Origin of the sequence: Pseudonocardia sp. ICBG1142 (assembly GCF_020496255.1) — a bacterium.
Taxonomy (GTDB): domain Bacteria; phylum Actinomycetota; class Actinomycetes; order Mycobacteriales; family Pseudonocardiaceae; genus Pseudonocardia.
Genome location: NZ_JAHLJC010000014.1, coordinates 1 through 24397, shown reverse-complemented (window position 1 = coordinate 24397; position 24397 = coordinate 1). Strand labels below are relative to the sequence as shown.

Genomic DNA, 24397 nt, shown 5'->3' with positions numbered 1-24397 from the left:
CCTGCTACGCGGCCTGATCACGGGTAGCCGAACACCCGATTGCCGAACGGTCGTCCGGTGGTGGGCCGGTGGTGGTGAGGAGGGCGGCGTCGTAGTCGGCGCGCCATCGTTGGCGTTGATGGATCGCGTGCAGAAGCAGGACGGGGCGGGGTGGGACGTCGCTGTCGCCGGGTTGCACGGGTTCCCAGTTGAAGGGTCCGTCATCGATCGCGTAGGCGGGTGTCACTCCGGCGTGGTCGAGGAGTTGCCGAACGAACGCGCTCCGGTCCGCGCGGTGATCACCGAGGCTCTTGTTGGACCATTTGCGGGAGACCAGGACGCGGCGTCCGGCGATGCCGAGGTGTTCGGGCTTGTGCGCTGTGCCGGTGCAGTGCCCGGGGGTCATCTCCGGGCGGGCACCCTTGGGTGCGACGGCGTAGAGCAGCCAGATCGGGCAGCGCGGCGAACACGGGGTGATGGCGAGTTCGGCGGTGAGGCGTCGGGCGTGGTCGCGCTGGCGGGTGGTGGCGGTGTCGTCGAGTCCGGCGGCGTGGCCGACGGATTTGGTGAGGTATTTGGTGAGGTAGCCGATGTGGCGTCCGGCTTCTTCGGTGCCGCCGAGGATGCCTTTCACATGCACTTGGGGGCCGAAGACCACGGTGTGGGCCGGCGTGGTGAGGACCTCGGGGTCGGTGGCCTCGTCCCAGGTGGGGAGCGGTGTGTGGGTGTCGGGGTCGACGAAGGCTTTCTGCCGGTGGTCCCAGCGGGGGAGCTTGTCCCCGGTGTAGACGATGTCGTCGTGGGCGGGCCACCAGACCTGGTGGTAGGTGGCGGCGGTGATCGCGCGCAACTCTGCGCGGGGGATGGTGCCGCGGATGGCGGCGTGGAAGTGCGGGGCACCGCGTTTCTGCGGTTCGACGGTCCCGAAGTACTGCACGTCCCAGCCGACACAGCGCCGCGTGTTCTGCCAGAACCTGTCCAGCAGCTTCGGGAAGTGGATCGCATCGCGGGCGGCGCGGCGGTAGTCGTAGGTATCGGGGTCGATCGCGGCGCCGTTGCCGTCGACGCGGCCGTAGGTGTCCAGGGTCAGGGTGAGGAAGGTCGAGGGCCGATATTTCCCGCCGAACACCCGTCCGATCGTGCGGTCCTCCACAGGCCGCCGGGGCAGGTTCGGGGCGTCCTGACGACGCCGGGTAGTCCGGCGGATGGCCTTCGGGCGGGGGTCGAGCGGGGCGAGGGGTCCGCGGACTCCGAGGGCGCGGAGTTCGGTGTCGATGTCCTCGACGATCTCGCGTATCTCATCACACTCGGCGTTGTCTCCGGCGGCGAGACAGTCAGTGTAGGCGGCGTGGAAGTCCGCGCGGGCGGCCATCAACTCTTTCTGCGCGGTCGTCGGGTCGGCAGGTGTGACGGCGGGTTCGTTCTCCAGGTGCCAGCCTTCGCGGCACTGGGTCATCCGCAGCCGTCGGGCCTTGTCTGAGCAGGGGCGGCACTGGTCTTCCCGTGTCGAACCGCACGGCACCGGCACGACATCGATCCGTCCGGTGGATTGGTCGATGCGGCGCATCGCCAGGGGGCGGACACACACGCCGTGGTCCTCGGCGAGCTGGACCGCGACCTCGTGCGACAGGGCCAGCATCGCCTTCTGCGCCCGGGTGAGCGTGTCCTGATCGACCGGCTCCCGCCCCGGCGCGCTGTCGGTCACGGTGTCGGCGCTGTCGGTGTGGGTGTCGGCGTTGGTCATGCTGCGTCTCCGATCTCGCGGTGGTGGACGGTCGGGTCGGGGAGGGTCAGGACCGGCGCCACTCCGGCGGTCGGGGAAGTGCGGGTGACGAAGGCTTCTAGGTCTTTGACCGCACCGTCAGACACCCACCCGGCCCGGATACGCAGGGGTTCACGGATGCCGTCGCCGAACAGATAGCCCACGCCGGGTTCGTCTTCACCGATCCGGTTGGCCCACGCACCACGGTCGTAGGCGTGATCGCCGAGGACCATCGACACATGGGACTTCGAGGCGACGCGTAGGCAGATGCGGCGGGGGAACAGCTCCCGCACCGGGACGGTGTCCTTGGTCGGTTCCTGCACATAGCCGCGCACGGTGTAGCCCAACGCGCGGCCCTGGGTGGTGAGCAGGGCGACGCGGTCGGTGATCGCCTCGCGGGTCTTGCGGTCCCCGCCGTAACGCAGCAGCGCACCGATCTCGTCGAACTCCACGATCTCCAACGGGGTGTCCCGGGTGACGGGGACCAGGCGGGTCGCCCCGGCGTACTCGCGTTTACGGGCCTCCATGCTCTCGACAAGATCATCGAGGAGGGCGAGGGCGTCTTTGCTGGTGACGGCGTAGCGGTGGAACACTCCCCGCCCGTAGGCCAGCTCCATACCTTTCGGGTCGATCCCGTTGACCCGGACCAGGCCGTCACCGATCGCGGGGGCGATCGCACACAACGGCGCCCACATCAACGACCCCTTCCCCGCCCCAGTCGCCCCCGCGACCAGGGTGTGACCACCGATCAACGACTGATGCCAGTCCGTGCCGTACTCGGTGTGCCCGGACCAGACCTTCTCCAGGTCGATCGCCGACCCGTCCAGGTCGGACAGGGTGTCCAGGCCCGGCGCCCGCACCACCCCGGACAGCAGGTTGCGGCGCTGGAAATCGATCGACACCACATTCGGGGACAACTCCCGCACCTGACAACGCCGCACCCTGCGCGCGACAGCGAGGGCGCGGGTGGCGGTGTCGAACTCTTCCGGGGTCTGCCCGGGAACGAGGCGGACCCGGACCTCGTCCCACGACGGCCCCGAGCGCACCCCCAGAATCCGAGGGAGCTGATCAGCCACCGGCCGCGACCTCGACAAGACCGGGGTGCGGCGCAATGGATTCACCACCGCGATCGGTGCTCCGCCCCGGTCCGGCACCGTCAGGTTGCAGGAGCGCAGCCAGCGCGGCATCCGAGGCGCATACAGCAGCCAGCGCAGCCACCACCCCCGCAGACGACGCCCGGCATAACGATCGAACGACACCACCGATGTCCACCGCCACACCCCCAGCGCGACAGCGACCGCAGCGATGGTGACCACCAGCGAGGGCCACCCGAGCAGCGAGCACCACACCACAGCGACCGCAGCGGTGATCGTGGTGCGCCAATGCCGAACCACCCACACCGTCACGATCACGACGACCTTGCAGGCCAACCAGACGGTGACGAACACGACCGCGACCGTCGCCACGCCCTCGGCGATCCGGCCGAGGAACTGCCCCACCCAATGCAGACCAGCGAGCACCACCACCGTCGCCAGACCGGCAACAACGAGAGAACCTGTCGTGCTCATCGACGCTCTCCGTCCTGTTCCGGGGAACGACGCGGAGCGCACACGGCAAGGAGGGGAACCAACGCGAGCTGGTCATGATGGTCGCTACACCGACGCCCGTCCCCCTGAGATACCGCGCTCAGCGGGGTCAGGCACACCTCGCACCGCACCGTGTCCTCCCCGGTAACGACATCGGTGGTCGTGTCGGTGTTCATGCCGCCGCGCTCCCCGGTGTGGGAACGGCAGCAGGGGCGGTGCTCCGGCGGGCGGCGACCCGAGCGGTGCGGTGCAGCCGCCGTCGATCCTGTGGGGTGGTGGCGCCGAGGACGCCGTAGCGGCGGGCCGGGTCTTCGACCAGCAGCGCCTCGACCAGGCACATGCTGCGGACCCGGCAACCACGACACACCTCCAACGCAGGCTCGGCGGCGTGCGGAGCGGTGTCGGTGGGGAAGAACGACTCGGTGTCCATCCCGCGACACGCCGCCGCTGCCCGCCAGCGATGACGTTCAGCACCGTGAAGCGCCCGGGGCAGGGCAGGAGGGGGTGAAGAAAGTCCGGTGTTCATCTAGGATCGGTGTCCTTCCACGCTGGTTCCGGGTTGATCAACTGCCTGCCACGGCAGCAACACACGGCAAGGAAGACTCGGTGGGGGAGCCCGCCACTAACGGGCTCTCCCACACATATCGCCTGGTCCGACAGTGCTTGTCAGGCGGCGTCCTGGTTCTTGGCCGTATGTCCACGCTGGGGGCCGGGGGCGCGCATCCCCGCCGCGCGAAAGCTGTAAGCCACACGCGGACGCCCGCCGGTCTCCTGCACGTACGGGGTCACCGTGAGCCCGTCGAACTCCACCGGACGAAACGGCAACCCCGCTGTGGCCTCCGGCGGCACCGGCTGATGCGCCGCAGCGATCTTCACCACCACCGTCTTCTCGCTCCGCCGTGCTTCCGGATCGGCATCCAGCACCGACACCGACCACACCGGCAACCCCGACTCCCGATCGACCTGCTGCACCGGACGCCCCGGCGCCGACTTCTCAAAATCCCGCACCGCCTCCACCTCCGACACCACGAACGCCCCCAGCGGGAACACATCACCCATCGCCACCACAAACCTGTTACTACGCGCCATGTCAGCTCCTCCGTGAGCGACAGGCATCTCCCGCCGCTATCCCGACAGTACTCGCACTGGTTGTGCTAGTCAATACTTTTAGTGCGGGTCTTGGCGGAGGTCAGTTGGAGGTGACCTGTCCGGCCAGCTCCTTCACGCGAGGGTCGTCGCCATGCGACCGCAGGAGGTCCGCAATGAGGGTGCGCGCTCGGCTGTGTGACCTAGCCTGTTGCGGCGAGACGGTGAAGCTGCGGCGGAGTGCATTGATCACGGCGTCGGTGCGGCGCAGCTGTGCGCTTGCGCTGGCGACATCGATCAAGAATCGGCCCTGCCGCTCGGCGGACAGACGGCCGTCGTCGATCTGTTCTGCTACGCGTAGGGCTCGGCCAGCGTCGCCAAGCTCAACTGCGACAGCAACCTCGTGCAGACTCACATTGGTCGGCCCAAATTCGGTGTTGTAGTCATTGCGGCCATCGTGAACGTGCTCAGCGGCCTCTCGCGCATCATTTAGGTAACGGTAGGCTGCATCTCCGTCTCCGCTGCGCGCTGAAGCTGTAGCAAGTTGAAGATGAAGTGCGCCAAGCAGTGCGTAGGTTGCGGGGTCTGAATCCCCCTGGGGGTAGGTTTGAGACAGAGCGTTGGCGGCATCGCCTGCGACTCGACGGGCCATGTCGAAGCGTCGGCTCGCTTGAAAGACAATCGCAAGACGAAATGCGCATTCGGCCAGTAAGTGCGCGTTCTTTAAGGTGTGAGCGGACGCCGTGGCGCGATCGATTGCCACCCAGGCTGCATCAAATTCCCCTAGCTTGGCTAGCATTGCAGATGCAGCGAGGTACATCCGAGCGCGCGATTGCCGGACTGCGGGGGGAGTCTCGTTGCCAGCCTGATCGCTGGCGGTTTCGACTTCTGTGATCAAATCACGCAAGAGAATTGCAAGCTCTTCATACTGAGCAGAGTGGGCCAGCTTCCATGCGTGACTGGTTCGCTCTTCAATGCCGGGGATATCTACCGGCTGGGGCGATTTCGGTAGCGCCTGGAGCGCGTGGTTCGACGCCAGGGTTAGTGCTAACTCAGTAGCGGCAGCAGGCTTCCCTGTCTGTGCGAGTGGCCAGGATTTTTCTGGTGTCAGCTCGCCGACCTCAGTGTCAAGGGCGTCGGCTACGCGTTCAAGCACTGACATGCGGTCGATTCGCCGAACTCCGCGCTCCACCTGACTTACCCAGGTTTCAGAGCGTCCGACCTTTTGTGCAAACTCCGCCTGCGAGTATCCAAGCTTCTTGCGCAGGAATGCTATTTTCCGACCGAAGTCTGTTGACGAATCGCTTCTCATCGGAGTGTCGGCTTGCCGTTCGTTGAGGCGATGAACTCGACTCGCAGGTTTGTGATGTACTGCTCGCGTTCTGCCAGGAAGTGCTTCACGTGCGCAGTGGATTCGTGGGCCTCGAAGGAGTCGCGGTCGATGTAAAGTTCGTAGAAAATTCGAGCCAGTGGCTCGGCGGATACAGTATTTACGAGGTAGAGCAGGGTGCCTGGCTCTGAGGATTTGATCTGCTCACACGTAGCTGAAGTTAAAGCGTCGAACCTCCGGGCCGCCTCTGCGTCCGCGAGGTCGAAGCGTGCAACTAAGCCGAACATCCTGCCTCCCGAGTGAGGGACTAGCCGTCAGGCACTGTGCACTTATCATACGGCCTGTCACTAAAAGTGCGGTACGGGCGTCGGTTCCCGAACGAAGTACCGCTGGTGCTCACGGAGGCGGTGGGCGAGGTCTGCTCAGGTCGTGTGTGTTGCCGAATTGTGCTTTAGGGGATCAAGGCGCCGCCTCCGGCGGCGCGGGGTCGGCCACGCCGCCCCCGCCGCTCGCTCACTACACCTCCGGCCCGTTCGCGGCGGCGGGCTCGGCTACCCGACCCCAAGCCACCAGGCAGCCGCCTGAACCCCAGAGACGCCGACGGCACGCCTGCACGATGGCCGCCGCTGCCCTTGCTCCGCGTCACGCCAGGCGTCGATGCGGACCGTCGTCAGTCCTGTAGGCCGGGCGTGCCGCCCGGGATGCCTCCGGCGGCCGGGCTCCGCCCGGACCCGACACCGCTCGGAGATCAGGGGGAGTGCGGCGGGGCTGGCGATCTCCTCACGGCGCGCCGAGACGGCAACCAGACCGAGGGGTGGGGTGCAAGGCTGAACCCCGTGCCTTGCACCCCACCCCTCGGTCTGGCAGGGGTGAACCCGCGCCGCGAGGAGATCACCAGCAGGCCGGGCGCGTGGGAAAAAAGACAACCCCACGGGGCCGGTCGTGCAACGAGCGTGCGAGTACTGGCGGGGAACCACGGTCACTCACGGCCACTCACGGTCAGTCGACCGGCTCAGATCGCGCAGGTGGGCAGGGCATTGACCGCAGTCTTCCAAACTGGCTACGCGGGTTCGATTCCCGTCGCCCGCTCACACCACGCGACCGGCCGAAACACCACCCCTTATCGATCTTGAACAGGGGGTGGTGCGGGACGTGCGACCGGTGTGCGAGAAGAGGGCGAGTGGCCGCCCCCGGACGCTTGAACATGAGACGGCAGGGAGGCGTGCGCATGCTCAACATCGTCTGGGCTGTGTGCACTGCGGCGGGCCTCGTGGTCATCCTCACCGTGTGGAACGGTGGATTCGACTGGCTCTTCGTGGTGACCGGGGTGCTGGTCGTCCTGTGTGCCCATGCTCTTGATCGGGCCGTGCGGCGGAGCCGGGGTGAACCGGGGTCGGGGCTGTACGGGCGGGGTCGTCGCGTGGTCACTCATGCCGCCGCGCCGTCGACGGTCTGGATCGTCCTCCAGGAGGAAGCTGACGACTGTCGAATCCTTGGAGTATTCCACGATAGTGCGACTGCCGATGAATTCATGATGCGAAAGGGGCGCGACTTTCCCGAGTCGACGTTCTCCTGCGGCGAGTATGAAATTGGGTGGACCGAAGACCGGGGGGCGCAGCGTTATCGCTCGCCCGATTGAGGTGGTCTCGGAGGGGTGGGGAATACGTGCCCGATGAGGGAAGCCGCCGGTGAACTCTCTGACGACTCAGCCGTCGTCGTCGGCCTCGATGTCCTGATCGGTGTGGGGTCGGCGTTCGCGGTCGACCAGTGCGGCGATCTGGGTGGCGATGCGGCGGTCGCGTTCGGTGGTGGCGTGTTGGTAGATCAGTGCGGCGCGCATGGTGCCGTGGCCCATGCGGTGCATGAGTTCGCGGGTGCTGGCCCCAGCAGTAGCAGCGAGATGGTTACCGGTGTGACGTAGGTCATGGAAATGGAAACCGGTGGGGAGCCCGGTCTTGACCACGGTGGTGGGCCAGTCGGTTGCGCGGCCGAAGTTCCCGCGTCGGAGCATGCCGCCGCGTTGTCCGCAGAAGATCAGTCCGTCCGGTGGCGGGCCGGAGTAGGCGGCGGTGTGGGTGGTGAGGACCTCGACGAGGAACGGGGGCAGGGAGAGGGTGCGGATACCGGCGGCGGATTTGGGTGGCCCGGGTCGGAGGCCGCCTCGGCTGAGTTGGGCCAGGCGTCGTCGGACGTGGAGGGTGGCGGTGTTCAGGTCGAGGTCGCAGTGGCGTAGCCCGGCGAGTTCTCCCCAGCGCAGTCCGGTGAACGCGGCGGACAGGATCAGGGCGTGGAAGCGGGGTGGCATCGCGGCGGCGAGGTCGAAGACCTGGCCGATGGTGGCGGTGGGGCGTTCGGGGGTGCGGTGTTCACCGGCGCCTTTGATGCGGCAGGGGTTGCGGGTGATCCGGCCGTCGTCGACGGCGGTGGTGCAGATGGCGCGGACGAGGCGGTAGGCCTTCGCGGTGCGGTCTTCGGAGCGTCCGGCAGCGAGCAGGGTGGTGCGCCAGGTGCGGATGACTGCGGTGGTCAGCTCGGCGAGGTCGATCGGGCCGAGGAACGGGTCGATGTGGTGGCGCCAGATGCTGCGGTACTCCTCGCGGGTGCGGGCGCTGACGCGGTGTTCGGTGATCCACTGCTCCCCGAAGTCATGGAAGGGTAGCTGGCCCAGGGCGGGGTCGAACCAGTCACCGCGCAGGATGTCGCTTTCGACGAGGGTGAGCCATTGGGCGGCGTCGCCTTTGCGGTCGAAGGTTCCCGGGGCGGTGCGGCGTTGCCCGCTGTTGGTGGGGTAGCTGGCCTGATACCGCCCGGAGGGCAGGCGGCGGATGGAGCCGAACCGGCGCCGACTCGTCTTGTTCGCCGTCATCGCGTTCCTCGCCGGGGGTGTGGGTGTGGTCGGTGGGGGAACGGTTCGACCCGGCCTTGGGCGAGCCAGGCGTCGAGGTCGGTCACGGCGAAGCGCACATGCCGTCCGATGCGGTAGAACGCGATCCGTCGGGCTGCGACCAGGCGCCGCACGAAACGCGGGGAGGTGTTCAGGTAGCGGGCGGTCTCGGCCACGGTCAGGTACTGCGTCATCGACGGCGTCCCTGCTACGCGGCCTGATCACGGGTAGCCGAACACCCGATTGCCGAACGGTCGTCCGGTGGTGGGCCGGTGGTGGTGAGGAGGGCGGCGTCGTAGTCGGCGCGCCATCGTTGGCGTTGATGGATCGCGTGCAGAAGCAGGACGGGGCGGGGTGGGACGTCGCTGTCGCCGGGTTGCACGGGTTCCCAGTTGAAGGGTCCGTCATCGATCGCGTAGGCGGGTGTCACTCCGGCGTGGTCGAGGAGTTGCCGAACGAACGCGCTCCGGTCCGCGCGGTGATCACCGAGGCTCTTGTTGGACCATTTGCGGGAGACCAGGACGCGGCGTCCGGCGATGCCGAGGTGTTCGGGCTTGTGCGCTGTGCCGGTGCAGTGCCCGGGGGTCATCTCCGGGCGGGCACCCTTGGGTGCGACGGCGTAGAGCAGCCAGATCGGGCAGCGCGGCGAACACGGGGTGATGGCGAGTTCGGCGGTGAGGCGTCGGGCGTGGTCGCGCTGGCGGGTGGTGGCGGTGTCGTCGAGTCCGGCGGCGTGGCCGACGGATTTGGTGAGGTATTTGGTGAGGTAGCCGATGTGGCGTCCGGCTTCTTCGGTGCCGCCGAGGATGCCTTTCACATGCACTTGGGGGCCGAAGACCACGGTGTGGGCCGGCGTGGTGAGGACCTCGGGGTCGGTGGCCTCGTCCCAGGTGGGGAGCGGTGTGTGGGTGTCGGGGTCGACGAAGGCTTTCTGCCGGTGGTCCCAGCGGGGGAGCTTGTCCCCGGTGTAGACGATGTCGTCGTGGGCGGGCCACCAGACCTGGTGGTAGGTGGCGGCGGTGATCGCGCGCAACTCTGCGCGGGGGATGGTGCCGCGGATGGCGGCGTGGAAGTGCGGGGCACCGCGTTTCTGCGGTTCGACGGTCCCGAAGTACTGCACGTCCCAGCCGACACAGCGCCGCGTGTTCTGCCAGAACCTGTCCAGCAGCTTCGGGAAGTGGATCGCATCGCGGGCGGCGCGGCGGTAGTCGTAGGTATCGGGGTCGATCGCGGCGCCGTTGCCGTCGACGCGGCCGTAGGTGTCCAGGGTCAGGGTGAGGAAGGTCGAGGGCCGATATTTCCCGCCGAACACCCGTCCGATCGTGCGGTCCTCCACAGGCCGCCGGGGCAGGTTCGGGGCGTCCTGACGACGCCGGGTAGTCCGGCGGATGGCCTTCGGGCGGGGGTCGAGCGGGGCGAGGGGTCCGCGGACTCCGAGGGCGCGGAGTTCGGTGTCGATGTCCTCGACGATCTCGCGTATCTCATCACACTCGGCGTTGTCTCCGGCGGCGAGACAGTCAGTGTAGGCGGCGTGGAAGTCCGCGCGGGCGGCCATCAACTCTTTCTGCGCGGTCGTCGGGTCGGCAGGTGTGACGGCGGGTTCGTTCTCCAGGTGCCAGCCTTCGCGGCACTGGGTCATCCGCAGCCGTCGGGCCTTGTCTGAGCAGGGGCGGCACTGGTCTTCCCGTGTCGAACCGCACGGCACCGGCACGACATCGATCCGTCCGGTGGATTGGTCGATGCGGCGCATCGCCAGGGGGCGGACACACACGCCGTGGTCCTCGGCGAGCTGGACCGCGACCTCGTGCGACAGGGCCAGCATCGCCTTCTGCGCCCGGGTGAGCGTGTCCTGATCGACCGGCTCCCGCCCCGGCGCGCTGTCGGTCACGGTGTCGGCGCTGTCGGTGTGGGTGTCGGCGTTGGTCATGCTGCGTCTCCGATCTCGCGGTGGTGGACGGTCGGGTCGGGGAGGGTCAGGACCGGCGCCACTCCGGCGGTCGGGGAAGTGCGGGTGACGAAGGCTTCTAGGTCTTTGACCGCACCGTCAGACACCCACCCGGCCCGGATACGCAGGGGTTCACGGATGCCGTCGCCGAACAGATAGCCCACGCCGGGTTCGTCTTCACCGATCCGGTTGGCCCACGCACCACGGTCGTAGGCGTGATCGCCGAGGACCATCGACACATGGGACTTCGAGGCGACGCGTAGGCAGATGCGGCGGGGGAACAGCTCCCGCACCGGGACGGTGTCCTTGGTCGGTTCCTGCACATAGCCGCGCACGGTGTAGCCCAACGCGCGGCCCTGGGTGGTGAGCAGGGCGACGCGGTCGGTGATCGCCTCGCGGGTCTTGCGGTCCCCGCCGTAACGCAGCAGCGCACCGATCTCGTCGAACTCCACGATCTCCAACGGGGTGTCCCGGGTGACGGGGACCAGGCGGGTCGCCCCGGCGTACTCGCGTTTACGGGCCTCCATGCTCTCGACAAGATCATCGAGGAGGGCGAGGGCGTCTTTGCTGGTGACGGCGTAGCGGTGGAACACTCCCCGCCCGTAGGCCAGCTCCATACCTTTCGGGTCGATCCCGTTGACCCGGACCAGGCCGTCACCGATCGCGGGGGCGATCGCACACAACGGCGCCCACATCAACGACCCCTTCCCCGCCCCAGTCGCCCCCGCGACCAGGGTGTGACCACCGATCAACGACTGATGCCAGTCCGTGCCGTACTCGGTGTGCCCGGACCAGACCTTCTCCAGGTCGATCGCCGACCCGTCCAGGTCGGACAGGGTGTCCAGGCCCGGCGCCCGCACCACCCCGGACAGCAGGTTGCGGCGCTGGAAATCGATCGACACCACATTCGGGGACAACTCCCGCACCTGACAACGCCGCACCCTGCGCGCGACAGCGAGGGCGCGGGTGGCGGTGTCGAACTCTTCCGGGGTCTGCCCGGGAACGAGGCGGACCCGGACCTCGTCCCACGACGGCCCCGAGCGCACCCCCAGAATCCGAGGGAGCTGATCAGCCACCGGCCGCGACCTCGACAAGACCGGGGTGCGGCGCAATGGATTCACCACCGCGATCGGTGCTCCGCCCCGGTCCGGCACCGTCAGGTTGCAGGAGCGCAGCCAGCGCGGCATCCGAGGCGCATACAGCAGCCAGCGCAGCCACCACCCCCGCAGACGACGCCCGGCATAACGATCGAACGACACCACCGATGTCCACCGCCACACCCCCAGCGCGACAGCGACCGCAGCGATGGTGACCACCAGCGAGGGCCACCCGAGCAGCGAGCACCACACCACAGCGACCGCAGCGGTGATCGTGGTGCGCCAATGCCGAACCACCCACACCGTCACGATCACGACGACCTTGCAGGCCAACCAGACGGTGACGAACACGACCGCGACCGTCGCCACGCCCTCGGCGATCCGGCCGAGGAACTGCCCCACCCAATGCAGACCAGCGAGCACCACCACCGTCGCCAGACCGGCAACAACGAGAGAACCTGTCGTGCTCATCGACGCTCTCCGTCCTGTTCCGGGGAACGACGCGGAGCGCACACGGCAAGGAGGGGAACCAACGCGAGCTGGTCATGATGGTCGCTACACCGACGCCCGTCCCCCTGAGATACCGCGCTCAGCGGGGTCAGGCACACCTCGCACCGCACCGTGTCCTCCCCGGTAACGACATCGGTGGTCGTGTCGGTGTTCATGCCGCCGCGCTCCCCGGTGTGGGAACGGCAGCAGGGGCGGTGCTCCGGCGGGCGGCGACCCGAGCGGTGCGGTGCAGCCGCCGTCGATCCTGTGGGGTGGTGGCGCCGAGGACGCCGTAGCGGCGGGCCGGGTCTTCGACCAGCAGCGCCTCGACCAGCACATACTGCGGACCCGGCAACCACGACACACCTCCAACGCAGGCTCGGCGGCGTGCGGAGCGGTGTCGGTGGGGAAGAACGACTCGGTGTCCATCCCGCGACACGCCGCCGCTGCCCGCCAGCGATGACGTTCAGCACCGTGAAGCGCCCGGGGCAGGGCAGGAGGGGGTGAAGAAAGTCCGGTGTTCATCTAGGATCGGTGTCCTTCCACGCTGGTTCCGGGTTGATCAACTGCCTGCCACGGCAGCAACACACGGCAAGGAAGACTCGGTGGGGGAGCCCGCCACTAACGGGCTCTCCCACACATATCGCCTGGTCCGACAGTGCTTGTCAGGCGGCGTCCTGGTTCTTGGCCGTATGTCCACGCTGGGGGCCGGGGGCGCGCATCCCCGCCGCGCGAAAGCTGTAAGCCACACGCGGACGCCCGCCGGTCTCCTGCACGTACGGGGTCACCGTGAGCCCGTCGAACTCCACCGGACGAAACGGCAACCCCGCTGTGGCCTCCGGCGGCACCGGCTGATGCGCCGCAGCGATCTTCACCACCACCGTCTTCTCGCTCCGCCGTGCTTCCGGATCGGCATCCAGCACCGACACCGACCACACCGGCAACCCCGACTCCCGATCGACCTGCTGCACCGGACGCCCCGGCGCCGACTTCTCAAAATCCCGCACCGCCTCCACCTCCGACACCACGAACGCCCCCAGCGGGAACACATCACCCATCGCCACCACAAACCTGTTACTACGCGCCATGTCAGCTCCTCCGTGAGCGACAGGCATCTCCCGCCGCTATCCCGACAGTACTCGCACTGGTTGTGCTAGTCAATACTTTTAGTGCGGGTCTTGGCGGAGGTCAGTTGGAGGTGACCTGTCCGGCCAGCTCCTTCACGCGAGGGTCGTCGCCATGCGACCGCAGGAGGTCCGCAATGAGGGTGCGCGCTCGGCTGTGTGACCTAGCCTGTTGCGGCGAGACGGTGAAGCTGCGGCGGAGTGCATTGATCACGGCGTCGGTGCGGCGCAGCTGTGCGCTTGCGCTGGCGACATCGATCAAGAATCGGCCCTGCCGCTCGGCGGACAGACGGCCGTCGTCGATCTGTTCTGCTACGCGTAGGGCTCGGCCAGCGTCGCCAAGCTCAACTGCGACAGCAACCTCGTGCAGACTCACATTGGTCGGCCCAAATTCGGTGTTGTAGTCATTGCGGCCATCGTGAACGTGCTCAGCGGCCTCTCGCGCATCATTTAGGTAACGGTAGGCTGCATCTCCGTCTCCGCTGCGCGCTGAAGCTGTAGCAAGTTGAAGATGAAGTGCGCCAAGCAGTGCGTAGGTTGCGGGGTCTGAATCCCCCTGGGGGTAGGTTTGAGACAGAGCGTTGGCGGCATCGCCTGCGACTCGACGGGCCATGTCGAAGCGTCGGCTCGCTTGAAAGACAATCGCAAGACGAAATGCGCATTCGGCCAGTAAGTGCGCGTTCTTTAAGGTGTGAGCGGACGCCGTGGCGCGATCGATTGCCACCCAGGCTGCATCAAATTCCCCTAGCTTGGCTAGCATTGCAGATGCAGCGAGGTACATCCGAGCGCGCGATTGCCGGACTGCGGGGGGAGTCTCGTTGCCAGCCTGATCGCTGGCGGTTTCGACTTCTGTGATCAAATCACGCAAGAGAATTGCAAGCTCTTCATACTGAGCAGAGTGGGCCAGCTTCCATGCGTGACTGGTTCGCTCTTCAATGCCGGGATATCTACCGGCTGGGGCGATTTCGGTAGCGCCTGGAGCGCGTGGTTCGACGCCAGGGTTAGTGCTAACTCAGTAGCGGCAGCAGGCTTCCCTGTCTGTGCGAGTGGCCAGGATTTTTCTGGTGTCAGCTCGCCGACCTCAGTGTCAAGGGCGTCGGCTACGCGTTCAAGCACTGACATGCGGTCGATTCGCCGAACTCCGCGCTCCACCTGACTTACCCAGGTTTCAGAGCGTCCGACCTTTTGTGCAAACTCCGCCTGCGAGTATCCAAGCTTCTTGCGCAGGAATGCTATTTTCCGACCGAAGTCTGTTGACGAATCGCTTCTCATCGGAGTGTCGGCTTGCCGTTCGTTGAGGCGATGAACTCGACTCGCAGGTTTGTGATGTACTGCTCGCGTTCTGCCAGGAAGTGCTTCACGTGCGCAGTGGATTCGTGGGCCTCGAAGGAGTCGCGGTCGATGTAAAGTTCGTAGAAAATTCGAGCCAGTGGCTCGGCGGATACAGTATTTACGAGGTAGAGCAGGGTGCCTGGCTCTGAGGATTTGATCTGCTCACACGTAGCTGAAGTTAAAGCGTCGAACCTCCGGGCCGCCTCTGCGTCCGCGAGGTCGAAGCGTGCAACTAAGCCGAACATCCTGCCTCCCGAGTGAGGGACTAGCCGTCAGGCACTGTGCACTTATCATACGGCCTGTCACTAAAAGTGCGGTACGGGCGTCGGTTCCCGAACGAAGTACCGCTGGTGCTCACGGAGGCGGTGGGCGAGGTCTGCTCAGGTCGTGTGTGTTGCCGAATTGTGCTTTAGGGGATCAAGGCGCCGCCTCCGGCGGCGCGGGGTCGGCCACGCCGCCCCCGCCGCTCGCTCACTACACCTCCGGCCCGTTCGCGGCGGCGGGCTCGGCTACCCGACCCCAAGCCACCAGGCAGCCGCCTGAACCCCAGAGACGCCGACGGCACGCCTGCACGATGGCCGCCGCTGCCCTTGCTCCGCGTCACGCCAGGCGTCGATGCGGACCGTCGTCAGTCCTGTAGGCCGGGCGTGCCGCCCGGGATGCCTCCGGCGGCCGGGCTCCGCCCGGACCCGACACCGCTCGGAGATCAGGGGGAGTGCGGCGGGGCTGGCGATCTCCTCACGGCGCGCCGAGACGGCAACCAGACCGAGGGGTGGGGTGCAAGGCTGAACCCCGTGCCTTGCACCCCACCCCTCGGTCTGGCAGGGGTGAACCCGCGCCGCGAGGAGATCACCAGCAGGCCGGGCGCGTGGGAAAAAAGACAACCCCACGGGGCCGGTCGTGCAACGAGCGTGCGAGTACTGGCGGGGAACCACGGTCACTCACGGCCACTCACGGTCAGTCGACCGGCTCAGATCGCGCAGGTGGGCAGGGCATTGACCGCAGTCTTCCAAACTGGCTACGCGGGTTCGATTCCCGTCGCCCGCTCACACCACGCGACCGGCCGAAACACCACCCCTTATCGATCTTGAACAGGGGGTGGTGCGGGACGTGCGACCGGTGTGCGAGAAGAGGGCGAGTGGCCGCCCCCGGACGCTTGAACATGAGACGGCAGGGAGGCGTGCGCATGCTCAACATCGTCTGGGCTGTGTGCACTGCGGCGGGCCTCGTGGTCATCCTCACCGTGTGGAACGGTGGATTCGACTGGCTCTTCGTGGTGACCGGGGTGCTGGTCGTCCTGTGTGCCCATGCTCTTGATCGGGCCGTGCGGCGGAGCCGGGGTGAACCGGGGTCGGGGCTGTACGGGCGGGGTCGTCGCGTGGTCACTCATGCCGCCGCGCCGTCGACGGTCTGGATCGTCCTCCAGGAGGAAGCTGACGACTGTCGAATCCTTGGAGTATTCCACGATAGTGCGACTGCCGATGAATTCATGATGCGAAAGGGGCGCGACTTTCCCGAGTCGACGTTCTCCTGCGGCGAGTATGAAATTGGGTGGACCGAAGACCGGGGGGCGCAGCGTTATCGCTCGCCCGATTGAGGTGGTCTCGGAGGGGTGGGGAATACGTGCCCGATGAGGGAAGCCGCCGGTGAACTCTCTGACGACTCAGCCGTCGTCGTCGGCCTCGATGTCCTGATCGGTGTGGGGTCGGCGTTCGCGGTCGACCAGTGCGGCGATCTGGGTGGCGATGCGGCGGTCGCGTTCGGTGGTGGCGTGTTGGTAGATCAGTGCGGCGCGCATGGTGCCGTGGCCCATGCGGTGCATGAGTTCGCGGGTGCTGGCCCCAGCAGTAGCAGCGAGATGGTTACCGGTGTGACGTAGGTCATGGAAATGGAAACCGGTGGGGAGCCCGGTCTTGACCACGGTGGTGGGCCAGTCGGTTGCGCGGCCGAAGTTCCCGCGTCGGAGCATGCCGCCGCGTTGTCCGCAGAAGATCAGTCCGTCCGGTGGCGGGCCGGAGTAGGCGGCGGTGTGGGTGGTGAGGACCTCGACGAGGAACGGGGGCAGGGAGAGGGTGCGGATACCGGCGGCGGATTTGGGTGGCCCGGGTCGGAGGCCGCCTCGGCTGAGTTGGGCCAGGCGTCGTCGGACGTGGAGGGTGGCGGTGTTCAGGTCGAGGTCGCAGTGGCGTAGCCCGGCGAGTTCTCCCCAGCGCAGTCCGGTGAACGCGGCGGACAGGATCAGGGCGTGGAAGCGGGGTGGCATCGCGGCGGCGAGGTCGAAGACCTGGCCGATGGTGGCGGTGGGGCGTTCGGGGGTGCGGTGTTCACCGGCGCCTTTGATGCGGCAGGGGTTGCGGGTGATCCGGCCGTCGTCGACGGCGGTGGTGCAGATGGCGCGGACGAGGCGGTAGGCCTTCGCGGTGCGGTCTTCGGAGCGTCCGGCAGCGAGCAGGGTGGTGCGCCAGGTGCGGATGACTGCGGTGGTCAGCTCGGCGAGGTCGATCGGGCCGAGGAACGGGTCGATGTGGTGGCGCCAGATGCTGCGGTACTCCTCGCGGGTGCGGGCGCTGACGCGGTGTTCGGTGATCCACTGCTCCCCGAAGTCATGGAAGGGTAGCTGGCCCAGGGCGGGGTCGAACCAGTCACCGCGCAGGATGTCGCTTTCGACGAGGGTGAGCCATTGGGCGGCGTCGCCTTTGCGGTCGAAGGTTCCCGGGGCGGTGCGGCGTTGCCCGCTGTTGGTGGGGTAGCTGGCCTGATACCGCCCGGAGGGCAGGCGGCGGATGGAGCCGAACCGGCGCCGACTCGTCTTGTTCGCCGTCATCGCGTTCCTCGCCGGGGGTGTGGGTGTGGTCGGTGGGGGAACGGTTCGACCCGGCCTTGGGCGAGCCAGGCGTCGAGGTCGGTCACGGCGAAGCGCACATGCCGTCCGATGCGGTAGAACGCGATCCGTCGGGCTGCGACCAGGCGCCGCACGAAACGCGGGGAGGTGTTCAGGTAGCGGGCGGTCTCGGCCACGGTCAGGTACTGCGTCATCGACGGCGTCCCTGCTACGCGGCCTGATCACGGGTAGCCGAACACCCGATTGCCGAACGGTCGTCCGGTGGTGGGCCGGTGGTGGTGAGGAGGGCGGCGTCGTAGTCGGCGCGCCATCGTTGGCGTTGATGGATCGCGTGCAGAAGCAGGACGGGGCGGGGTGGGACGTCGCTGTCGCCGGGTTGCACGGGTTCCCAGTTGAAGGGTCCGTCATCGATCGCGTAGGCGGGTGTCACTCCGGCGTGGTCGAGGAGTTGCCGAACGAACGCGCTCCGGTCCGCGCGGTGATCACCGAGGCTCTTGTTGGACCATTTGCGGGAGACCAGGACGCGGCGTCCGGCGATGCCGAGGTGTTCGGGCTTGTGCGCTGTGCCGGTGCAGTGCCCGGGGGTCATCTCCGGGCGGGCACCCTTGGGTGCGACGGCGTAGAGCAGCCAGATCGGGCAGCGCGGCGAACACGGGGTGATGGCGAGTTCGGCGGTGAGGCGTCGGGCGTGGTCGCGCTGGCGGGTGGTGGCGGTGTCGTCGAGTCCGGCGGCGTGGCCGACGGATTTGGTGAGGTATTTGGTGAGGTAGCCGATGTGGCGTCCGGCTTCTTCGGTGCCGCCGAGGATGCCTTTCACATGCACTTGGGGGCCGAAGACCACGGTGTGGGCCGGCGTGGTGAGGACCTCGGGGTCGGTGGCCTCGTCCCAGGTGGGGAGCGGTGTGTGGGTGTCGGGGTCGACGAAGGCTTTCTGCCGGTGGTCCCAGCGGGGGAGCTTGTCCCCGGTGTAGACGATGTCGTCGTGGGCGGGCCACCAGACCTGGTGGTAGGTGGCGGCGGTGATCGCGCGCAACTCTGCGCGGGGGATGGTGCCGCGGATGGCGGCGTGGAAGTGCGGGGCACCGCGTTTCTGCGGTTCGACGGTCCCGAAGTACTGCACGTCCCAGCCGACACAGCGCCGCGTGTTCTGCCAGAACCTGTCCAGCAGCTTCGGGAAGTGGATCGCATCGCGGGCGGCGCGGCGGTAGTCGTAGGTATCGGGGTCGATCGCGGCGCCGTTGCCGTCGACGCGGCCGTAGGTGTCCAGGGTCAGGGTGAGGAAGGTCGAGGGCCGATATTTCCCGCCGAACACCCGTCCGATCGTGCGGTCCTCCACAGGCCGCCGGGGCAGGTTCGGGGCGTCCTGACGACGCCGGGTAGTCCGGCGGATGGCCTTCGGGCGGGGGTCGAGCGGGGCGAGGGGTCCGCGGACTCCGAGGGCGCGGAGTTCGGTGTCGATGTCCTCGACGATCTCGCGTATCTCATCACACTCGGCGTTGTCTCCGGCGGCGAGACAGTCAGTGTAGGCGGCGTGGAAGTCCGCGCGGGCGGCCATCAACTCTTTCTGCGCGGTCGTCGGGTCGGCAGGTGTGACGGCGGGTTCGTTCTCCAGGTGCCAGCCTTCGCGGCACTGGGTCATCCGCAGCCGTCGGGCCTTGTCTGAGCAGGGGCGGCACTGGTCTTCCCGTGTCGAACCGCACGGCACCGGCACGACATCGATCCGTCCGGTGGATTGGTCGATGCGGCGCATCGCCAGGGGGCGGACACACACGCCGTGGTCCTCGGCGAGCTGGACCGCGACCTCGTGCGACAGGGCCAGCATCGCCTTCTGCGCCCGGGTGAGCGTGTCCTGATCGACCGGCTCCCGCCCCGGCGCGCTGTCGGTCACGGTGTCGGCGCTGTCGGTGTGGGTGTCGGCGTTGGTCATGCTGCGTCTCCGATCTCGCGGTGGTGGACGGTCGGGTCGGGGAGGGTCAGGACCGGCGCCACTCCGGCGGTCGGGGAAGTGCGGGTGACGAAGGCTTCTAGGTCTTTGACCGCACCGTCAGACACCCACCCGGCCCGGATACGCAGGGGTTCACGGATGCCGTCGCCGAACAGATAGCCCACGCCGGGTTCGTCTTCACCGATCCGGTTGGCCCACGCACCACGGTCGTAGGCGTGATCGCCGAGGACCATCGACACATGGGACTTCGAGGCGACGCGTAGGCAGATGCGGCGGGGGAACAGCTCCCGCACCGGGACGGTGTCCTTGGTCGGTTCCTGCACATAGCCGCGCACGGTGTAGCCCAACGCGCGGCCCTGGGTGGTGAGCAGGGCGACGCGGTCGGTGATCGCCTCGCGGGTCTTGCGGTCCCCGCCGTAACGCAGCAGCGCACCGATCTCGTCGAACTCCACGATCTCCAACGGGGTGTCCCGGGTGACGGGGACCAGGCGGGTCGCCCCGGCGTACTCGCGTTTACGGGCCTCCATGCTCTCGACAAGATCATCGAGGAGGGCGAGGGCGTCTTTGCTGGTGACGGCGTAGCGGTGGAACACTCCCCGCCCGTAGGCCAGCTCCATACCTTTCGGGTCGATCCCGTTGACCCGGACCAGGCCGTCACCGATCGCGGGGGCGATCGCACACAACGGCGCCCACATCAACGACCCCTTCCCCGCCCCAGTCGCCCCCGCGACCAGGGTGTGACCACCGATCAACGACTGATGCCAGTCCGTGCCGTACTCGGTGTGCCCGGACCAGACCTTCTCCAGGTCGATCGCCGACCCGTCCAGGTCGGACAGGGTGTCCAGGCCCGGCGCCCGCACCACCCCGGACAGCAGGTTGCGGCGCTGGAAATCGATCGACACCACATTCGGGGACAACTCCCGCACCTGACAACGCCGCACCCTGCGCGCGACAGCGAGGGCGCGGGTGGCGGTGTCGAACTCTTCCGGGGTCTGCCCGGGAACGAGGCGGACCCGGACCTCGTCCCACGACGGCCCCGAGCGCACCCCCAGAATCCGAGGGAGCTGATCAGCCACCGGCCGCGACCTCGACAAGACCGGGGTGCGGCGCAATGGATTCACCACCGCGATCGGTGCTCCGCCCCGGTCCGGCACCGTCAGGTTGCAGGAGCGCAGCCAGCGCGGCATCCGAGGCGCATACAGCAGCCAGCGCAGCCACCACCCCCGCAGACGACGCCCGGCATAACGATCGAACGACACCACCGATGTCCACCGCCACACCCCCAGCGCGACAGCGACCGCAGCGATGGTGACCACCAGCGAGGGCCACCCGAGCAGCGAGCACCACACCACAGCGACCGCAGCGGTGATCGTGGTGCGCCAATGCCGAACCACCCACACCGTCACGATCACGCGGCCTTGCAGGCCACCACACGGTGACGAACACGACCGCGACCGTCGCCACGCCCTCGGCGATCCGGCCGAGGAACTGCCCCACCCAATGCAGACCAGCGAGCACCACCACCGTCGCCAGACCGGCCAGGACCAGAGAACCTGTCGTCTCATCGCACGCTCCCCGTCCTGCTCGGGGGAACGACGCGGAGCGCACACGACAAGGATCGGGACCAACGCGAGCTGCCCATGATGGTCGCCACACCGCCGCCCGCCCCCCCGGAGATATCGCTCAGCGGGGTCAGGCACACCTCGCACCGCACCGTGCCCTCCCCGGTAACGACATCGGTGGTCGTGTCGGGTTCATGCCGCCGCGCTCCCCGGTGGGAACAGCAGCAGGGGCGGTGCTCCGGCGGGCGGCGACCCGAGCGGTGCGGTGCAGCCGCCGTCGATCCTGTGGGGTGGTGGCGCCGAGGACGCCGTAGCGGCGGGCCGGGTCTTCGACCAGCAGCGCCTCGACCAGACACATACTGCGGACCCGGCAACCACGACACACCTCCAACGCAGGCTCGGCGGCGTGCGGAGCGGTGTCGGTGGGAAGAACGACTCGGTGTCCATCCCGCGACACGCCGCCCCGGCCCGCCAGCGATGACGTTCAGCACCGTGAAGCGCCCGGGGCAGGGCAGGAGGGGGTGAAGAAAGTCCGGTGTTCATCTAGGATCGGTGTCCTTCCACGCTGGTTCCGGGTTGATCAACTGCCTGCCACGGCAGCAACACACGGCAAGGAAGACTCGGTGGGGGAGCCCGCCACTAACGGGCTCTCCCACACATATCGCCTGGTCCGACAGTGCTTGTCAGGCGGCGTCCTGGTTCTTGGCCGTATGTCCACGCTGGGGGCCGGGGGCGCGCATCCCCGCCGCGCGAAAGCTGTAAGCCACACGCGGACGCCCGCCGGTCTCCTGCACGTACGGGGTCACCGTGAGCCCGTCGAACTCCACCGGACGAAACGGCAACCCCGCTGTGGCCTCCGGCGGCACCGGCTGATGCGCCGCAGCGATCTTCACCACCACCGTCTTCTCGCTCCGCCGTGCTTCCGGATCGGCATCCAGCACCGACACCGACCACACCGGCAACCCCGACTCCCGATCGACCTGCTGCACCGGACGCCCCGGCGCCGACTTCTCAAAATCCCGCACCGCCTCCACCTCCGACACCACGAACGCCCCCAGCGGGAACACATCACCCATCGCCACCACAAACCTGTTACTGCGTGCCATGTCAGCTCCTCTGCGTTCGCTCTCTGCGTCCAGCTGCAAGCTCTACGTGAGGCTAGCAGTTGATAGCTCAGCATGTCAACTGAAGGCTACGACTCCGAGGGGCCTCTGACCAGCGGCGACTTGCAGCGCGTGGTAGGATTTCTGTCCCGCGCGAGCGGGGTGCAAGTGGAGCGCCGAACGCTAGCCAGGACGACCGAGTGAACGACCAGGAAATCGAGATCATGGAGCCTCACGACGGGCACTGTCGCGGGGCGAGGCGCTGCATGCGCAGAGGCCCGCCACATCGCCAACGACATCTCAGCGGGACGCCTGGTCAACGTGGCGACTCTCCCCTCGACCAAGGCGCTCGCCATCCGAAGGGGGGTAGCCCCTTTACGATCTCGAGGCGATGAAGCTCCTTGCTGGGGAAGGTCTGGTTGAAACGAGGCGAGGTCTAGGCGGAGTTCGTGCCCCGAGGCAGGGGCTTGTCATCTCGGTCTGATCTCTGCGCGACCGCCGCCACGCAGGTGATCTTGATAGGGGGCTACCCGGGTAGTGGAAAATCGAATGGCGCGCACGCTTGCCCGTGAGGTCGGCTGGACTGTGATGACAAAGACACTGTGACTCGACGCTGGGGAACAACTGCTGGAGGTCCTTGGACGGTCCCCTCCCCATGACCGCGAATCTGAGGTTTACCTCAATCAGGTACGTCTCGCGAATACGAGGCGGTCGCTGCTGTCGTGACTGAAAATCTTCGTGTGGTAACAGTGTCATCGCTGATGCCCCTTTCGAGGGAGTTCACCGACCGGCATGGCTGTGTCGTACGATTGACGCCCATGCCCATTCAATGCCGACACCACTGTCGTTGGGTGCTTGTGGACGCACAGACGAGCATAGCTATCTCCGTCGGCGCGGAGCGGCCCGGGACGCGACGAAGCTTGCAGATTGGGACGGCTCATCTGGAGGGCCTCGATCTAATTTCCGACCTCCGATCGCCCCACGTGTCGTGGAGAACTCCGCATCAGTGAGCCGCCTCAGCGCAGGCTCGCCGGATCACGACAAGGTCGCAGCGTGACTCGCGGGGTTCTGCCTATGGGCCGCCTGCAGCAGGTAAGGACACGTCACGGCCAGCGCTGACTGGCTATGATACGCACTTCCATTTGTTTCGTCGCATAAAGTGTGGTCCGGTAGAACTGATGGCTATCGGATGGCGATCGGCTGACGCGCGATAGACTGGCTCGTTCGGTGCGTCATCTGGCAGATGGCCGGTACGTGCACGTATATGTCGATAGAGTCGGGCCTAGGAAAAGTCTCGCTACGGTTGGCCGGTTTGCATCTAGGTCAGCCGGAAGCCGTTGACGCCGTTGTGCGCGACTCCAGAGACTCATTGGCTCGTTTTGCTCTTGGTGCCCCAGTGATGTGGCAAGCATTAGATGCGGCAGCGAGGAAGCGCCGACCTCCAGGCGCGGCTCGCTGCTTGGGACGCCACGCCACTCTTGCCTCCACCGACTACGACGTTGGATACCTCGACGGTCACGCCCGTCGCCGCTGCCCGCCACATCGCCGCTTCCTTCAGCCGCCATGATGCGTCCGGCGGCTGACCTCGGCCGGCGTCGTTCCGTACGGGCTCGCTTGCGTCACGTCGTCTGTCTAGGTCGTGTGTGTTGCCGAATTGTGCTTTAGGGGATCAAGGCGCCGCCTCCGGCGGCGCGGGGTCGGCCACGCCGCCCCCGCCGCTCGCTCACTACACCTCCGGCCCGTTCGCGGCGGCGGGCTCGGCTACCCGACCCCAAGCCACCAGGCAGCCGCCTGAACCCCAGAGACGCCGACGGCACGCCTGCACGATGGCCGCCGCTGCCCTTGCTCCGCGTCACGCCAGGCGTCGATGCGGACCGTCGTCAGTCCTGTAGGCCGGGCGTGCCGCCCGGGATGCCTCCGGCGGCCGGGCTCCGCCCGGACCCGACACCGCTCGGAGATCAGGGGGAGTGCGGCGGGGCTGGCGATCTCCTCACGGCGCGCCGAGACGGCAACCAGACCGAGGGGTGGGGTGCAAGGCTGAACCCCGTGCCTTGCACCCCACCCCTCGGTCTGGCAGGGGTGAACCCGCGCCGCGAGGAGATCACCAGCAGGCCGGGCGCGTGGGAAAAAAGACACCCCACGGGGCCGGTCGTGCAACGAGCGTGCGAGTACTGGCGGGGAACCACGGTCACTCACGGCCACTCACGGTCAGTCGACCGGCTCAGATCGCGCAGGTGGGCAGGGCATTGACCGCAGTCTTCCAAACTGGCTACGCGGGTTCGATTCCCGTCGCCCGCTCACACCACGCGACCGGCCGAAACACCACCCCTT

General features: G+C 67.4%; 23 protein-coding genes. 2 read left to right on the top strand and 21 right to left on the bottom strand.

The annotated features are described in order from the left end of the window. Nucleotides 1-4: 4 nt before the first annotated feature. The 6 genes from KPL59_RS12645 to KPL59_RS12620 all read right to left on the bottom strand — a co-directional run bounded on the left by KPL59_RS12645 (nt 5) and on the right by KPL59_RS12620 (nt 6030). A complete protein-coding gene (locus tag KPL59_RS12645) occupies nt 5-1618 on the bottom strand; it encodes a helitron helicase-like domain-containing protein (RefSeq protein WP_226360545.1) in 1614 nt (537 codons plus the stop codon). Between the two features lie 101 nt (nt 1619-1719). Beyond that, nucleotides 1720-3309, bottom strand: coding sequence for an FtsK/SpoIIIE domain-containing protein (locus tag KPL59_RS12640; protein WP_226360296.1), 1590 nt, complete (start codon nt 3307-3309; stop codon nt 1720-1722). A gap of 190 nt (nt 3310-3499) precedes the next feature. Further along, nucleotides 3500-3853, bottom strand: a complete 354-nt coding sequence (locus KPL59_RS12635; RefSeq protein WP_226360741.1) for a WhiB family transcriptional regulator — start codon at nt 3851-3853, stop codon at nt 3500-3502. Nucleotides 3854-3993: 140 nt separating this feature from the next. Then, the gene (locus KPL59_RS12630) at nt 3994-4416 is read right to left on the bottom strand and encodes a plasmid replication, integration and excision activator (protein WP_226360740.1); all 423 of its coding nucleotides are present in this window, start codon (nt 4414-4416) and stop codon (nt 3994-3996) included. Between the two features lie 100 nt (nt 4417-4516). Beyond that, nucleotides 4517-5725 (bottom strand): helix-turn-helix domain-containing protein, encoded by a 1209-nt coding sequence (locus KPL59_RS12625; protein ID WP_226360739.1) that lies wholly within the window; start codon nt 5723-5725, stop codon nt 4517-4519. Then, nucleotides 5722-6030 carry a putative quinol monooxygenase gene (locus tag KPL59_RS12620; RefSeq protein WP_226360749.1) on the bottom strand — a complete coding sequence of 103 codons (309 nt, stop codon included), beginning with the start codon at nt 6028-6030 and terminating at the stop codon, nt 5722-5724. The genes KPL59_RS12625 and KPL59_RS12620 overlap by 4 nt, the downstream gene beginning before the upstream one ends. A gap of 941 nt (nt 6031-6971) precedes the next feature. On the opposite strand from KPL59_RS12620, the gene KPL59_RS12615 reads away from it, so the two are divergent. After that, on the top strand, nt 6972-7382 hold the full coding sequence (locus tag KPL59_RS12615; protein ID WP_226360293.1) for a hypothetical protein: 411 nt from the start codon (nt 6972-6974) through the stop codon (nt 7380-7382). Between the two features lie 66 nt (nt 7383-7448). On the opposite strand, the gene KPL59_RS12610 is transcribed toward KPL59_RS12615, so the two are convergent. From KPL59_RS12610 to KPL59_RS12565, 9 genes are all read right to left on the bottom strand, one after another. After that, the gene (locus KPL59_RS12610) at nt 7449-8609 is read right to left on the bottom strand and encodes a site-specific integrase (RefSeq protein WP_226360294.1); all 1161 of its coding nucleotides are present in this window, start codon (nt 8607-8609) and stop codon (nt 7449-7451) included. Then, nucleotides 8606-8821, bottom strand: a complete 216-nt coding sequence (locus KPL59_RS12605; protein ID WP_226360295.1) for a helix-turn-helix domain-containing protein — start codon at nt 8819-8821, stop codon at nt 8606-8608. Before KPL59_RS12605 ends, KPL59_RS12610 begins: the two co-directional genes overlap by 4 nt. Nucleotides 8822-8835: 14 nt before the next feature. Next, nucleotides 8836-10449, bottom strand: a complete 1614-nt coding sequence (locus tag KPL59_RS12600; RefSeq protein WP_226360545.1) for a helitron helicase-like domain-containing protein — start codon at nt 10447-10449, stop codon at nt 8836-8838. Nucleotides 10450-10550: 101 nt separating this feature from the next. After that, entirely contained in the window at nt 10551-12140 is a 1590-nt protein-coding gene (locus KPL59_RS12595) for an FtsK/SpoIIIE domain-containing protein (RefSeq protein ID WP_226360296.1), read from the bottom strand. Nucleotides 12141-12330: 190 nt separating this feature from the next. Beyond that, nucleotides 12331-12513, bottom strand: a complete 183-nt coding sequence (locus KPL59_RS12590; RefSeq protein WP_226360909.1) for a hypothetical protein — start codon at nt 12511-12513, stop codon at nt 12331-12333. Nucleotides 12514-12823: 310 nt separating this feature from the next. Next, nucleotides 12824-13246: a plasmid replication, integration and excision activator gene (locus KPL59_RS12580; RefSeq protein ID WP_226360740.1), complete on the bottom strand. Its 423-nt coding sequence runs from the start codon at nt 13244-13246 to the stop codon at nt 12824-12826. Nucleotides 13247-13346: 100 nt separating this feature from the next. Beyond that, on the bottom strand, nt 13347-14006 hold the full coding sequence (locus tag KPL59_RS12575; protein WP_226360905.1) for a hypothetical protein: 660 nt from the start codon (nt 14004-14006) through the stop codon (nt 13347-13349). A gap of 131 nt (nt 14007-14137) precedes the next feature. Further along, the gene (locus KPL59_RS37600; RefSeq protein ID WP_226360904.1) at nt 14138-14554 is read right to left on the bottom strand and encodes a helix-turn-helix transcriptional regulator; all 417 of its coding nucleotides are present in this window, start codon (nt 14552-14554) and stop codon (nt 14138-14140) included. Next, complete coding sequence (locus tag KPL59_RS12565) at nt 14551-14859, bottom strand: putative quinol monooxygenase (RefSeq protein ID WP_226360749.1); 309 nt, start codon at nt 14857-14859, stop codon at nt 14551-14553. The genes KPL59_RS37600 and KPL59_RS12565 overlap by 4 nt, the downstream gene beginning before the upstream one ends. Before the next feature lie 941 nt (nt 14860-15800). Here KPL59_RS12565 and KPL59_RS12560 point away from each other — a divergent pair. Next, the gene (locus KPL59_RS12560) at nt 15801-16211 is read left to right on the top strand and encodes a hypothetical protein (RefSeq protein WP_226360293.1); all 411 of its coding nucleotides are present in this window, start codon (nt 15801-15803) and stop codon (nt 16209-16211) included. Between the two features lie 66 nt (nt 16212-16277). Here KPL59_RS12560 and KPL59_RS12555 read toward each other — a convergent pair whose 3' ends face one another. From KPL59_RS12555 to KPL59_RS12530, 6 genes are all read right to left on the bottom strand, one after another. Next, complete coding sequence (locus KPL59_RS12555; protein WP_226360294.1) at nt 16278-17438, bottom strand: site-specific integrase; 1161 nt, start codon at nt 17436-17438, stop codon at nt 16278-16280. Further along, entirely contained in the window at nt 17435-17650 is a 216-nt protein-coding gene (locus KPL59_RS12550) for a helix-turn-helix domain-containing protein (protein WP_226360295.1), read from the bottom strand. The genes KPL59_RS12555 and KPL59_RS12550 overlap by 4 nt, the downstream gene beginning before the upstream one ends. A gap of 14 nt (nt 17651-17664) precedes the next feature. Beyond that, nucleotides 17665-19278 carry a helitron helicase-like domain-containing protein gene (locus KPL59_RS12545; RefSeq protein ID WP_226360545.1) on the bottom strand — a complete coding sequence of 538 codons (1614 nt, stop codon included), beginning with the start codon at nt 19276-19278 and terminating at the stop codon, nt 17665-17667. 101 nt (nt 19279-19379) lie between these two features. Then, nucleotides 19380-20807, bottom strand: a complete 1428-nt coding sequence (locus KPL59_RS12540; protein WP_226360903.1) for an FtsK/SpoIIIE domain-containing protein — start codon at nt 20805-20807, stop codon at nt 19380-19382. 286 nt (nt 20808-21093) lie between these two features. Beyond that, complete coding sequence (locus KPL59_RS12535) at nt 21094-21420, bottom strand: WhiB family transcriptional regulator (protein WP_226360902.1); 327 nt, start codon at nt 21418-21420, stop codon at nt 21094-21096. A 226-nt stretch (nt 21421-21646) separates the two neighbouring features. After that, nucleotides 21647-22069 (bottom strand): plasmid replication, integration and excision activator, encoded by a 423-nt coding sequence (locus KPL59_RS12530; protein WP_226360740.1) that lies wholly within the window; start codon nt 22067-22069, stop codon nt 21647-21649. Between the last annotated feature and the right edge of the window lie 2328 nt (nt 22070-24397).